Origin of the sequence: Streptomyces sp. NPDC090025 (assembly GCF_044748125.1) — a bacterium.
GTDB lineage: Bacteria > Actinomycetota > Actinomycetes > Streptomycetales > Streptomycetaceae > Streptomyces.
This window is the reverse complement of record NZ_JBIVFL010000004.1, coordinates 268,805-281,683: the sequence shown is the minus strand read 5'-3', so window position 1 is coordinate 281,683 and position 12,879 is coordinate 268,805. Positions and strand designations below refer to the sequence as shown.

12 protein-coding genes are annotated in these 12,879 nt (G+C 73.4%); 6 read left to right on the top strand and 6 right to left on the bottom strand.

Annotation, left to right across the window (positions count from 1 at the left end):
* Positions 1 to 30: 30 nt before the first annotated feature.
* Entirely contained in the window at positions 31 to 495 is a 465-nt protein-coding gene (locus ACIPXM_RS13860) for an ABA4-like family protein (RefSeq protein ID WP_401655060.1), read from the bottom strand.
* Positions 492 to 1,376, bottom strand: a complete 885-nt coding sequence (locus tag ACIPXM_RS13855; RefSeq protein ID WP_401655215.1) for a hypothetical protein — start codon at positions 1,374 to 1,376, stop codon at positions 492 to 494. The genes ACIPXM_RS13860 and ACIPXM_RS13855 overlap by 4 nt, the downstream gene beginning before the upstream one ends.
* A gap of 209 nt (positions 1,377 to 1,585) precedes the next feature.
* Between ACIPXM_RS13855 and ACIPXM_RS13850 the strand changes: the two genes are divergently transcribed.
* Positions 1,586 to 2,227 (top strand): MerR family transcriptional regulator, encoded by a 642-nt coding sequence (locus ACIPXM_RS13850; RefSeq protein WP_401655059.1) that lies wholly within the window; start codon positions 1,586 to 1,588, stop codon positions 2,225 to 2,227.
* Between the two features lie 111 nt (positions 2,228 to 2,338).
* Here ACIPXM_RS13850 and ACIPXM_RS13845 read toward each other — a convergent pair whose 3' ends face one another.
* A complete protein-coding gene (locus ACIPXM_RS13845; protein WP_401655058.1) occupies positions 2,339 to 3,175 on the bottom strand; it encodes a siderophore-interacting protein in 837 nt (278 codons plus the stop codon).
* Positions 3,176 to 3,278: 103 nt separating this feature from the next.
* Positions 3,279 to 4,187 carry a 5'-3' exonuclease H3TH domain-containing protein gene (locus ACIPXM_RS13840; RefSeq protein ID WP_401655214.1) on the bottom strand — a complete coding sequence of 303 codons (909 nt, stop codon included), beginning with the start codon at positions 4,185 to 4,187 and terminating at the stop codon, positions 3,279 to 3,281.
* Positions 4,188 to 4,437: 250 nt separating this feature from the next.
* Between ACIPXM_RS13840 and ACIPXM_RS13835 the strand changes: the two genes are divergently transcribed.
* The 4 genes from ACIPXM_RS13835 (at position 4,438) to ACIPXM_RS13820 (ending at position 8,838) form a co-directional block, all read left to right on the top strand.
* The gene (locus tag ACIPXM_RS13835) at positions 4,438 to 5,529 is read left to right on the top strand and encodes a glycine betaine/L-proline ABC transporter ATP-binding protein (RefSeq protein WP_401655057.1); all 1,092 of its coding nucleotides are present in this window, start codon (positions 4,438 to 4,440) and stop codon (positions 5,527 to 5,529) included.
* On the top strand, positions 5,522 to 7,330 hold the full coding sequence (locus tag ACIPXM_RS13830) for an ABC transporter permease/substrate binding protein (protein ID WP_401655056.1): 1,809 nt from the start codon (positions 5,522 to 5,524) through the stop codon (positions 7,328 to 7,330). Before ACIPXM_RS13835 ends, ACIPXM_RS13830 begins: the two co-directional genes overlap by 8 nt.
* A 195-nt stretch (positions 7,331 to 7,525) precedes the next feature.
* Positions 7,526 to 8,077, top strand: a complete 552-nt coding sequence (locus ACIPXM_RS13825) for a helix-turn-helix domain-containing protein (RefSeq protein ID WP_401655055.1) — start codon at positions 7,526 to 7,528, stop codon at positions 8,075 to 8,077.
* Positions 8,078 to 8,118: 41 nt separating this feature from the next.
* Positions 8,119 to 8,838, top strand: coding sequence for a helical backbone metal receptor (locus tag ACIPXM_RS13820; protein WP_401655213.1), 720 nt, complete (start codon positions 8,119 to 8,121; stop codon positions 8,836 to 8,838).
* Here ACIPXM_RS13820 and ACIPXM_RS13815 read toward each other — a convergent pair.
* Positions 8,795 to 9,991, bottom strand: coding sequence for a TDT family transporter (locus ACIPXM_RS13815; protein ID WP_401655054.1), 1,197 nt, complete (start codon positions 9,989 to 9,991; stop codon positions 8,795 to 8,797). The two genes, ACIPXM_RS13820 and ACIPXM_RS13815, sit on opposite strands and share 44 nt — an antisense overlap.
* A 70-nt stretch (positions 9,992 to 10,061) precedes the next feature.
* Here ACIPXM_RS13815 and ACIPXM_RS13810 point away from each other — a divergent pair, with 70 nt between their 5' ends.
* The gene (locus ACIPXM_RS13810; RefSeq protein WP_401655053.1) at positions 10,062 to 11,066 is read left to right on the top strand and encodes a LysR family transcriptional regulator; all 1,005 of its coding nucleotides are present in this window, start codon (positions 10,062 to 10,064) and stop codon (positions 11,064 to 11,066) included.
* 181 nt (positions 11,067 to 11,247) lie between these two features.
* Here ACIPXM_RS13810 and ACIPXM_RS13805 read toward each other — a convergent pair whose 3' ends face one another.
* Entirely contained in the window at positions 11,248 to 12,861 is a 1,614-nt protein-coding gene (locus ACIPXM_RS13805; protein WP_401655052.1) for an amidohydrolase, read from the bottom strand.
* Between the last annotated feature and the right edge of the window lie 18 nt (positions 12,862 to 12,879).

Here is a 12,879-nt window from a genome sequence, read left to right as displayed (position 1 = left end):
GCGGCGGCCCACCGCCGGAACCGGTCGACATCACGTGAGGCTAGCGGGGGCGGTGGGCTCGGAGTCGGGCAGGGTCCTGGAACGGATCGCGCGCAGCGGGAGGAAGAGGAGCAGGGCGAAGGGGGAGAGCAGGACGGTCAGGACGAGCAGCGGGCCGGTCAGGAAGGGGGAGAGGGCGAGGCGGCGGGACTCGCGGTAGATCCACTGGCCGAGGAGCAGGTCCCAGGCCAGTACTTGGGCCCAGAGCGCGGAGGCGCCCTCGGGCAGGGCGGTGAGGGCGCGGAAGGAGTCGAGGTCGGGGCGGCTGACCGCCGACCAGAGTTCGGGGAGGACCGGGACGGCGAGGAGGAGGTAGACGGCGAGGATCGGGAGGACGGTGAGCGGGGAGGCGGCGGCCTTCTCGGTGACCCGCCAGGCGGGCGCCAGGATCATCAGCAGCCAGAAGGGGGCGACCAGGAGGAAGGAGAGGTCGAAGAGCTGGGCGGTGGAGATCATGCGGGGGCCTCCGGGCGGTGCGGGGCGCGCAGGGCGAGGGCCGTGCCCGACAGGGTCAGGACGGCGATGCCGGCGGCCAGGGTGAGGGTGAGGGCGTCGGGGGAGAGCAGCGGCTGGCCGCGCAGCGCCTGCCAGGTGAGGAGCGCGAAGACGGCGGCGTACCCGCCGGAGGTGACGAGGACCAGGCGCAGGCGGACGGCCGGGGAGCCGAGCCGGGCGAGGCGGGGGGCGAGCGCGGTCAGCAACAGCAGGAGCAGCGGGATGAGTTGGAGCGCGTGCATTCCGAAGAAGTGGGCGGCCCGCAGGTCGCCGCCGGTGGTGGACCAGCCGAGCAGTGGCAGCCCCGGGCCGCCGTCCGGGACGCCCACGCTGTGCGCGCCGATCAGGGGCGGGTCGTCCTGGGCCAGTTGTTCCGGGGTCGGACGGACCATCAGGAAGCCGATGCCCGCCCCGGCGAGGGCGAGGAGGGAGGAGAGCCGCACCGCCCAGGCGGTGGCCCGGTCCAGGATCCGGGTGCGCAGCAGCAGGACGGCGATGAGGAGCGCGGCCAGCCACAGCACCACGATGGTGAGGCCCATCGTGCTGAAGACCGCGGTGTCGAACGGTGTCTCGTTGTTGAAGTGGCTCTTTTTGCCCCGGACCACCTGAAGGGTGATCAGGACCATCTCGCCCGCGCTGGTGGCCGCCAGCACCGTCCCGGCCCACCAGCCGACCCGGCGGGCCCGGTGGCCGGGCAGCAGGGTGAGCATCCAGGCGAGGGTCAGCGCGTACGCGATGAACGAGAGTGAGAACTTGAACGGCTTCGCCCAGATCGGCACCCCGCCCAGGATCCGGTCGTCCAGGGCGAGTCCGCCGAGCGAGACGAGTGCGAGCAGACCCATGGCGGCGGCGAACCAGAACAGCGGGCGGTGCAGGGTCGAGGACCAGTGGGCGGCGCGGGGCGCGGATATGTGAGCGGGCGTGACGGATGGCATGGCGATCCCCCGAGACAAGAATGGATAGTGGCGCTTACCGCTATCCGATAGCTCCACTATCTATGATGGGTGGGTGGTCGGCAAGGCCGGAGCACGAACCGGAGGGTGAACACGCTGTGCGCATCGGAGAGTTGAGTCGCAGGACCGGAGTGTCCGTGCCGACGATCAAGTACTACGTACGGGAAGGGCTGTTGCCCGCCGGGCAGCTCACCAGCCCGAACCAGGCCGCGTACGAGGAGACGCACGTCCGGCGGCTCCGCCTGATCCGGGCCCTGCTCGATGTCGGCGGACTCTCCGTCGCCGGGATCCGCGAGGTGATCGCCGCCGTCGACGACCCCGGCCGCCCGGTGCACGACATGCTGGGCACCGCCGCCGACCGGGTCGTCCCGCGGTACGACGACGGGACCGACGGCCCGGGGGAGCGGCTGGCCGCCGCCCGCGAGACCGTCAACGCCCTCGTCGAACGGCGCGGCTGGCGCGGCCACGCCGACGCCCCGGCCGCCGAATCCCTCGCCATCGCCCTCGCCGCCCTCGACAACGTCGGGCACGGCGGCTTCGCCGAGGTCCTGGACGACTACGCCGCCGCCGCCGAACGCGTCGCCCGGGCCGACCTCGACTACGTGTCCCGCAATGTCGTCCGGGAAGAACTCGTCGAGAGCGTGGTCGTCGGCACCGTCCTCGGCGACGCCATGTTCGCCGCGCTGCGCCGCCTCGCCCATGCCGACGCCTCCGACCGGGTCTTCGGCACCGAAGCCTGAGGCGCCCCGGCGACCGACCGCGCACGACGAAGGGGCGGGAGCCCTCGGCTCCCGCCCCTCATCCGGCCGCGCGGCCGGCCGTCACCCGCTCACGCGGGCGCGCCGCGCGGGTCAGTTCTCCTGCTCGCGCTCCACCTGCTCGTTCCACTCGCGCTTGATCGCGCGCCACGCCTCGTCCGTCTTGCCCAGCCGCCAGTAGCCCGAGATCGACAGCCGCTCGCGCGCCACCTCGCGCTCCATCCGCAGATGACGGCGCAGGTCCTTCACGAAACCGGCCTCGCCGTGCACGAACGCGTGCACCTCGCCCGCCGGGAACTCAAGACCGCGCACCGCGTCGATCAGCGCCTCGCCCACCGGGCGGTCGCCCCGGTGCAGCCAGGTCACCTCGACACCCGGCGCGGTCGCGAACTTCTGCTCCTCCGCCGCGTCCGAGATCTCCAGGAACGCGTGCACGACCGCCCCCGCGGGCAGCCGCTCAAGGGCCGCGCCGACCGCCGGGAGCGCGCTCTCGTCGCCCACCAGAAGATGCCAGTCGGCCGCCGCGTCCGGGGCGTAGCCGCCACCCGGGCCGAGGAACCGCACCGTGTCGCCCGGCTGCGCCCCCGCCGCCCACGGACCGGCGAGACCCTCGTCGCCGTGCACCACGAAGTCGACGGTCAGCTCCCGGTGCACCGGGTCCCAGGCCCGTACCGTGTATGTCCGGGTGGTCGGCCACTGCTCGCGCGGGAACTCCGCGCGGATCCGCTCCATGTCGAACGGCTCCGGATAGCCGACGCCCTCCGGGGCGAACAGCAGCTTCACATAGTGGTCGGTGTACTCACCGAGCTCGAAGGCGTCGAGCCCGGCACCGCCGAGCACCAGCCGCACCATGTGCGGGGTGATCCGCTCGGTACGGACCACCTGGGCCTCGTGCGCCCTCGGTGCCTTGCGTGCGGGCTGATCTGCCACGACGGTCTCCCGTTTCCCCTGACCTGACTACTTAGGTCTGCCTAAGTTAACACCCCGGGGTGCGGCGCCGACAGACCCGCCCGCCCGGCCCGGCAGCCTGTCGTCAGCGCCGCTCCAGGACCGGCAGCAGCCTGCCGAGCGCACCCCCGAGCCCCCAGCGCTCCGCCAGCACGGCGAGCGCCGCCGGATCACGCGGCGCCGACGGCAGCGCCGCCGAGAACTCCGGCAGCGGCACGTCCCGCGCCACCCGCACCACCGTCGGCGCCACGTCCAGATACGACCCCGCCTCCACGATCCCGCGCCGCTTCGCCGGGGTCAGCTTCGACGTACGGTCCTCCGCCGCCGCCCGGACCCCCGCCAGATCCCCGTACTCCGTGATCAGCTGCGCCGCCGTCTTGTCCCCGATGCCCTTCACGCCCGGCAGCCCGTCGCTCGCGTCCCCGCGCAGCGCCGCCATGTCCGCGTACTGGTCCGGCCGCACCCCGTACTTCGTACGGATCAGCTCGTCGTCCATCAGGTCGCAGTCGCCCACGCCCTTGCGCGGATAGAGCACCCGCACCCCACGGGCGTCGTCGACCAGCTGGAACAGGTCACGGTCGCCCGTCACGATGTCCACCGGCCCCCCGGCCCGGGTGGCCAGCGTGCCGATCACGTCGTCCGCCTCGAAGCCCGGCGCGCCCACCCGGGCGATGCCGAGCGCCGCCAGCACGTCCACGATCACCGGCACCTGCGGCGACAGGGTGTCCGGCACCTCCTCCACGTCCGGGCCCGCCGGAGTCTCCTCGGCCACCCGGTGCGTCTTGTACGAAGGGATCAGGTCCACCCGCCACTGCGGGCGCCAGTCGTCGTCCCAGCAGGCCACCAGATCGTCCGGCCGGTGGTCCTGGACCAGCCGGCCGATGAAGTCCAGCAGCCCGCGCACGGCGTTCACCGGCGTCCCGTCCGGCGCCCGGACCGAGTCCGGCACACCGAAATAGGCGCGGAAATACAGGCTGGCGGTGTCGAGGAGCATCAGGCGTCGCGTCACACCCCGATCATGCCGCACCCCACCGACAACACCACCCGCCCCGCGTGACACGGGTCACCTTCGTGTTTGCCCCATAAGCACCGGGGCAGGCGCGAGCCCGGAGCGGACCCGGTACGGGGCCGGCCTACCTCGGCCGACCCCGTACGCGACGGGTCACACGGGCCGATCCCGTCCCGCTCCACGGCCCGGCTGCGGGGGTGGCGGGCCGTTTTCCTTTGCTACTCGTGAGGTGTATGTGTCCAGGCTCCAGGCCGACCACCTGTACAAGGTGTTCGGCAGACGACCCGACGAGGCCGTCCGCAAACTCGCCGCCGCCGCCGACGACGCCGGACCGGCGACCGGCACCCTGAGCGCCGACCGCGACGCGCTCCGCGCCGAAGGCACCACGGCCGCCGTGATCGACGCCTCCTTCACCGTCGAACCCGGCCAGATCTTCGTCGTCATGGGTCTGTCGGGGTCCGGCAAGTCCACCCTCCTGCGGATGCTCAACGGCCTGCTCGCCCCCACCGCCGGCCGTGTCCTCTTCGACGACCGCGACCTCACCGCGCTCTCCCCCCGTGAACTGCGCGAGGTCCGCTCCCGGAAGATCAGCATGGTGTTCCAGCACTTCGCGCTCTTCCCGCACCGCAGCGTCCTCGAGAACGCCGCCTACGGCCTCGAGGTCCAGGGCGTCCCGCGCGCCGAACGCGAGAAGCGCGCCACCGAGGCCCTCGAACTGTGCGGCCTCGCCGGCTGGGAGAAGTCCTGGCCCGACGAGCTCTCCGGCGGCATGCAGCAGCGCGTCGGCCTCGCCCGCGCCCTCGCCACCGACGCCGACCTGCTCCTCATGGACGAGTCCTTCAGCGCGCTCGACCCGCTGATCCGCCGCGACATGCAGGACCAGCTGCTCGTCCTCCAGCAGAAGCTGAAGAAGACCATCGTCTTCATCACCCACGACCTCAACGAGGCCATGCGCCTCGGCGACCGCATCGCCGTCATGCGCGACGGCCGGATCGTCCAGCTCGGCACCGCCGAGGACATCCTGGTCCGCCCCGCCAACGACTACGTCGCCTCCTTCATCCAGGACGTCGACCGCACCCGGGTGCTCACCGCCGCCGCCGTCATGACCGACGGCGCCGTGCCCCCCGGCGACTGCCCGCCCGACTGCTCCTGCGAGGCCGTCTCCGGCGACACCCCGCTCGCCGAACTCTGCGCGGTCTCCGCGCGCGCCCCGCACCCCGTCGCCGTCACCGACGACACCGGCGCCGTCCTCGGCGTCGTACCGCAGGACGCGCTGCTCGCCGCCATGGGCGGCCTGACCACCCCGGAGGTGACCGCCCATGCCTAGGCTCCCCCTCGGCGAATGGGTCGACAGCACCGTCGACTGGCTCCAGGCCCAGCTCTCCTGGCTGTTCGACGCCATCAGCACCGGCGTCACCGGCCTCTACGACGGCATCGACGCCCTCCTGTCCGCACCCCAGCCGCTGCTCTTCGCCGGCATCCTCGCCATCGCCGCCTGGTGGCTGCGCGGCCTCACCGCGGGCGTCCTCGCCTTCGCGGGCCTCGCCCTCATCGACTCCATCGAACTGTGGGACGAGGCCATGGCGACCCTGTCGCTGGTCCTCGTCGCCACCCTCGTCACCCTCGTGATCGCCGTCCCCCTCGGCATCTGGGCGGCCCGCTCCAAGACCGTCAGCGCCGTGCTGCGCCCCGTCCTGGACTTCATGCAGACCATGCCCGCCATGGTCTACCTGATCCCCGGCATCATCTTCTTCGGCGTCGGCGTCGTCCCCGGCATCATCGCCACCATCGTCTTCGCGCTGCCGCCCGGCGTGCGCATGACCGAACTCGGCATCCGCCAGGTCGACGGCGAACTCGTCGAGGCCGCCGAAGCCTTCGGCACCACCCCGCGCAACACCCTGCTGCGGGTCCAGCTGCCGCTCGCGCTGCCCACCATCATGGCGGGCGTCAACCAGGTCATCATGCTCGGCCTCTCCATGGTCGTCATCGCCGGCATGGTCGGCGGCGGCGGCCTCGGCGGCGCCGTCTACCGGGCCATCGGCAACGTCGACATCGGCCTCGGCTTCGAGGCCGGCATCTCCATCGTCATCCTCGCCATGTACCTCGACCGGATGACCGGCGCCCTCGGCCGCCAGGTCTCCCCGCTCGGCCGCCGCGCCGCCGCCAAGGCCCGCGCCGCGACCGCCGCCAGGGCGGGTGCCCGGATCCGGGCCCACCGCCCGCAGCCCGTCACCGCCCTCGTCGGCGTCGTCGTCCTCGCGCTCACCGCGGGCGGCATGGGCTTCCTCGGCGACGACGGCGGCTCCTCCCCCCGCGCCTCGGGCCCCGGCACCGGCCACGGCAAGAAGATCACCATGGGCTACATCCCGTGGGACGAGGGCATCGCCTCCACCTACCTCTGGAAGGAACTCCTGGAGCGCCGCGGCTACCAGGTCGACGCCAAGCAGCTGGAGGCCGGCGCGCTCTACACCGGCCTCGCCGGCGGCCAGATCGACTTCGAGACCGACTCCTGGCTGCCCGTCACCCACGCCCAGTACTGGGAGAAGTACCAGAACAAGCTGGAGGACCTCGGCGCCTGGTACGGCCCCACCTCGCTCGAACTCACCGTCCCCTCGTACATGAAGGACGTCCGCAGCCTCGCCGACCTCAAGGGCAAGGCCGGACAGTTCAAGGGCCGCATCGTCGGCATCGAGCCCAGCGCCGGAATGATGGGCATCCTCAAGGACAAGGTCCTCAAGGAGTACGGCCTGGACGGCGAGTACGAGGTCGTCGACGGCTCCACGCCCGGCATGCTCGCCGAGCTCAAGCGCGCGTACGACAAGAAGGAGCCCATCGTGGTCACCCTCTGGTCGCCGCACTGGGCCTACTCCGACCACGACCTCAAGAAGCTCGACGACCCCAAGGGCAGCTGGGGCAAGGGCGACGGCGTGCACACCCTCGCCCGCAAGGGCTTCGCCGCCGAGAACCCCGAGATCGGTCGCTGGCTGAAGAACTTCAAGCTCACCGAGAAGCAGCTCACCGACCTGGAGGCGGTCATCCAGGACACCGGCAAGGGCAAGGAGCAGCAAGCCGTACGCACCTGGCTGGACAAGAACCCGGGGCTCGCGGAGCGGCTCGCGCCGCAGTAACCGGGCCGTCACCCGGAGTGGGCGGGACCGGTCCCGGGTCCGCCCGTCCGGTACCCGGCTGAAAAGGGGCGGTCGCCGAACGTGTTCGGCGACCGCCCCTTTTCGCCACGACGCGAAACCCCGGCCCAAAGCTGCGTAAGGTTCAGTTGACCGACCAGTACGCGAACCACGAGACCCTTGAGGGAGGGGGCCGACATGGACGACAAGGAGTCGTTGCGCGTGGGCGCGGCCGTCAAACGGCGCCGCCGCGCGCTCCAGCTCACCCTGGCCGTCGTCGCCCAGCGCAGCGGCCTGTCCGTGCCCTTCCTCAGCCAGGTCGAGAACGAACGGGCCCGGCCCAGCGACCGCTCGCTCCAGCTCGTCGCCGAGGCCCTCGAGACCACCGCCACCGAACTCCTCGCCGCCGCGGAGGCCGCCAGGACCATCGACGTCGTCCGCTCCGACGAGGAACTGTGGGAGATGCCTCCAGGACTGCGCCCGCTCGTCCGCGGCCGCCACCAGCTCCAGGCCCTCGAATGCACCGGCGAGCAGGACGCCGGACGCGAATTCCTGCACCGCAACGACGAGTTGCTGTACGTCGCCGACGGCTCCGCCGAGGTCGAGGCGGAAGGCCGGGCGCACCGGCTCGGCCGCGGCGACACCCTCTACCTGTCCGGCGGCGTCCGGCACCGCTGGCGCGCCACCTCGCCCGGCACCCGGCTGCTGTTCGTGTCCGTCGCCGATCACATCGAGGCCGCGGAGGCGTGAGCGCGCGCGGGGGTACGGGCGCGGGTACGGGTGCCGGTGTCATGCGGGTGGTGTCCCTGGTGCCCTCGCTGACCGAGGCCGTCGCCGTCTCCGCCCCCGCCGGCACCCTGGTCGGCGTCACCGACTGGTGCACCCACCCCGCCGACCTCGGCGGCGCCGTCCGGATCGGCGGCACCAAGAACCCCGACACCGACGCCGTCGTACGGCTCCGCCCCGACCTCGTCGTCGCCAACGAGGAGGAGAACCGCCCCGCCGACCTCGACGCCCTGCGCGCCGCCGGGATCACCGTCCTCGTCACCGAGGTGCGCCGCCTCGACCAGGCGTTCACCGAGCTGGCACGGGTCCTCGACGCCTGCGGGGTCACCGGCGGCCGGCCGCGCTGGCTGGACGAGGCGGCGGCCGCCTGGGCCGCCGTCACCCCGCTCGACCCGCCGCTGCGGGCCGTGGTGCCGATCTGGCGGCGGCCCTGGATGGTGCTCGGCCGGGACACCTTCGCCGGGGACCTGCTGCGGCGGCTCGGCGTGCGCAACGTGTACGAGGACCACGCCGAGCGCTACCCGGCCGTGCCGGTCGACCGGCTCAACGCCGCCGGGGCCGACCTCGTCGTACTGCCCGACGAGCCCTACCGCTTCACCCACGACGACGGGCCCGAGGCGTTCCCCGGGCTCCGCGCCGTGCTCGTCGACGGACGACAGCTGACCTGGTACGGGCCTTCGCTCAGCGCCGCGGCCCGGGCTCTGCCGCGGGCCCTTCGGGGGTAGCCGCCGTAGCGGTCCCGGCGGGGGTCGCGCAGGCCGCGGGCGCGGGGCCCGCGAGCAGCGCGCCGCTGAACAGCCCGCGCACCGTGTGCGCCCCGGCCACCAGCCAGGCCGTCACCAGAAGCACGTAGAGCCCGATCGCCAGCCACCGGAACAGACCGAGCCCGGTGTGGTGCGCCAGACCCTCCGCGCCGGTCACACAGGTGCCGACGGGGAACGTGAACGCCCAGAACGTCATCGCGAAGCCCATGCCACGGCGGCGGGCCCGCCACACCAGGGCCAGGGACAGCGCCAGCCACATCATCGCGAAGCCGAGCACCGGCACGCCGTACAGCACCGCGAAGGCCGAGAAACCCTGCCCGTACGGGGCGGGCAGCAGGCCGGGCGCCACGTCCGCGAGCTTGTTCGCCGCGGTCGTCGACTGGCCCAGCGGGCCGAGCACCAGGAACAGCGTGGGGGTCAGCGCGAGGGGCAGCGCGCTGCCCGTCACCAGCCGGCCGAACACCAGCGGCAGCATCACCAGGGTCGCGAGCAGGCTGATGCCGAACATCGCGTAGCAGAGGTACAGCAGGGTCTGCTGGGCCTGCCCGGCGGGCAGGTGCGGGATCAGCAGCGGGCCGAGCGCCGCCGAGACCATGGGGGCGACCACCGGGAGCAGCCACACCGGGGACGCCTCGTCGATCCGGTGCCGGGCCACCATCAGGTACGGCACGGCCACCGCCGCCACCAGACCCACCGCCGTACCGGCCGTGAACAGCACCGTGTCCAGCGCGATGGCCGCGGGCAGCCCGATCACGTCCTTGCCGATCACCAGCGCACCGCCGCCGACCGCGAGCAGCGCCATCGACAGACAGCCGTAGAACGGCGCCATCGCCGGGTCCAGGAGGTGGGCGCGGGCCTGGTCGCGGTGGTGCGCCCAGTGCAGCGTCCGGGCCGTGAGGACGGTCAGGAGCATCGTGAGCGCCAGCGCCCACACGGCCATGCTGGCGGTGTGCAGCCCTGGCACGTCCAGCGGGAGGGTCGCTCCCGCCGTCGCGACGATCGCGGTGCCCATCACCGACGCGTACCAGTTGGGTCCGAGGTGGCGGACCTGGGGCCATCGGGCGGCGGAGGTGGCCGCGCCGGGGATCGAACGGAAGGGAGCGAGTGTTGCCATGCCTCCACCATCTCTCCAGGTCATGGGGTCCACCAGGGATGTCGTGACTATGAGGGCATAAGGTGGGCTTATGAGTGCGGGCAAGGGTGTGGGTACGGGTGTGAGCGTGGGTACGGGCGTGGGCGCGGGTGGCGATGTGGCGGGCGCCGGTGGTGCCGGTGGTGCCGCTGGAGGGCTGCTCTCGCACCGGGTGCCCGACCTCGGCGCGCTCGAACTGCTCCTCGCCGTCGCCCGGCACGGCAGCCTCGGCCGCGCCGCCCGCGACGTCGGCATCACCCAGCCCGCCGCCAGCAGCCGGATCCGCTCCATGGAGCGCCAGCTCGGCGTCGCCCTCGTCGACCGCTCCCCGCGCGGCTCCCGGCTCACCGACGCCGGTGCGCTGGTGACCGACTGGGCGCGGCGGATCGTCGAGTCCGCCGAAGCCTTCGACGCGGGCGTCCAGGCACTGCGGGGCCGCCGGGACTCGCGGCTTCGGGTCGCCGCGTCCATGACCATCGCCGAGTATCTGCTGCCCGGCTGGCTCATCGCGCTGCGCGGCCAGCGGCCCGACACCGCCGTGTCGCTGCTCGCCGGGAACTCGGCGACCGTCGCCGAGCGGCTGCTCGGGGGCGACGCCGATCTCGGGTTCGTGGAGGGGCTCGCCGTACCGGAGGGTCTCGACGGCGCGGTCGTCGGGCACGACCGGCTCGTCGTCGTCACCGCGCCGACCCACCCGTGGGCGCGGCGGCGCGGGCCCGTCGACCCGGCGGAGCTCGCGGTCACGCCGCTGGTGCTGCGGGAGCGGGGGTCGGGGACGCGGCAGGTGCTCGACGCGGCGCTCGCGGAGCACGGGGGCCTCGCGCGGCCGCTGCTCGAACTGGCGTCGACGACGGCGGTGAAGGCGGCGGCGGTGAGCGGGGCGGGTCCCGCGGTGCTGAGCGAGCTGGCGCTGACGGAGGAGCTGGCGTCGCACCGGCTGACGGCGGTGCCGGTGGCGGGGGTGGTGCTGCGGAGGGATCTGCGGGCGGTGTGGCCGGTGGGGCACCGGCCGACGGGGCCGGCGCGGGATCTGCTGTCTTTGACGCGGGGGGTATGACCGGGGCGGGCGAGGGGGCGGGGGCGCGGGTGCCGTTCCGGAGGTCATGTCCGGGACTGCATGATTTACGGCGCGAGTACGCCAGTACAGAGCTTCTGCTGTGTCCAGTCGCGCCACACATCACGCTTTACGTCCCGGACATGACCTCCTGCACGTCCCCCCACTCCTGGCTCGGGTCCGCTCAGACCGTTTCCGCGCGGTGGGTGATGCTGCCGTCGACCGTGGTGAGGAGGACGGGGACGTCCGGGAGGTCCGTGGCCGGGGTGGTCAGGGGGTCGGCGGCGAGGACCGTGAGGTCGGCGCGGGCCCCGGGGGACAGGTGGCCCTGGTCGGCGGCGGACGCCGCATACGCCGGGTTGACGGTCATGCCGCGCAGCGCCTCCAGGGCGGTGAGGGCCTGCTCGGGGGCGTGCGGGGGCTGGCTGAGGTCGCGGGTGGGGCGGCGGTGGCGGGCACCCGCCATCACCCAGAGCGGCGGGAACGGCGCGATGGGCCAGTCCGAGCCGAGGACCACCGTCGCGCCGGAGTCCCACAGGTCGCGGCAGCGCCAGGCGCGGGCGGCGCGCTCCTCGCCGAGGCGGCGGGACCAGTTGTCGGTGTGGTCGGCGCGGGTGAAGTCGCAGCAGTGGGTGGGCTGCATCGAGGCGACGACGCCCAGTTCGGCGAAGCGGCCGAGGGTGTCGTCCGGGACCGTCTCGATGTGCTCGATCCGGTGGCGCACCCCGCTGCCCGCCTTCTCGATCGCGTCGAGCGCGTGGCGGACGGCGGCGTCGCCGATCGCGTGGGTCGCGGTGGGCACGCCCGCGCGATGCAGTTCGGCGATCACCCGGGTGTAGGCGTCGGGATCCGGCCAGAACGCGTGGGTCGACTCGCCGTGGCAGTCGGGGCGTTCCAGCCATGCCGTGCCGTTGTCGATGGTGCCGTCCATGAACAGCTTCACGCCGTCCACCCGCCAGCGCGCGCCGCCCTCGCCCTGCTGGTCGATGAGCGCGCGCAGGCCGTCGGCGTCGGTGCCCGGCTGGCACCAGGGCGCCACCCGGAGGCGCAGCGGGAGGTCGCCGGACGCGTCGAGTGCGGCGAGGAGGTCGAGGGACTCGCCGTTGGCGTCCATGACGTGGCCGCCGGTCAGGCCGGCCGCCGCCATCGAGCGGAGGGCGGCGGCCAGCCGGTCGCGCCGCTCGGCCTTCGTCGGCTGCGGCGCGACCCGCTCCACCAGGGCGCAGGCCGCGTCCTCCAGGAGCAGTCCGGTGGGCCGGCCGGCCGCGTCGCAGACCACGTCGGCCGATGCCTGGTCGAAGGTGCGCGGCCCGTCGATTCCGGCCAGTTCGAGGGCGCGGCGGCTGGCGAGCGCCGAGTGGGCGTCGAAGAGGAGGAGGAACGCCGGGACGTCGGCGAGGACCTCGTCGAAGGGGGCGATGCCGAGGGGCTCGCCGCCGAAGGTGTTGGGGTCGAGGCCCCAGGCGAACAGCCAGTCGCCACGGTCCAGTTCGCGGACGGCGGCGGCGAGGGCGGCGCGGACGTCGGTGAGGTCCGCGCAGAGCGACAGGTCGAGCCCGCCGGTGAGCTCCGCGCCGGAGACGGGGTGCAGATGGCCGTCCACCAGGCCCGGGGTCACCACCGCCCCCTTGAGGTCGATCACCTCGGTCGCCGGGCCCGCGAGGCTGCGGATCTCCCGGTCGTCGCCGAGCGCCGCGATCCGTCCGTCGGGCGCGACCGCCAGCGCCGTCTCGGGAAGGAAGCCGCCGGAGGCCGGGTCGAGGAGGCGGGCCGAGGTGAGGGCGAGGACGGGCTGCACAGTTGCTCCAGAGACCTG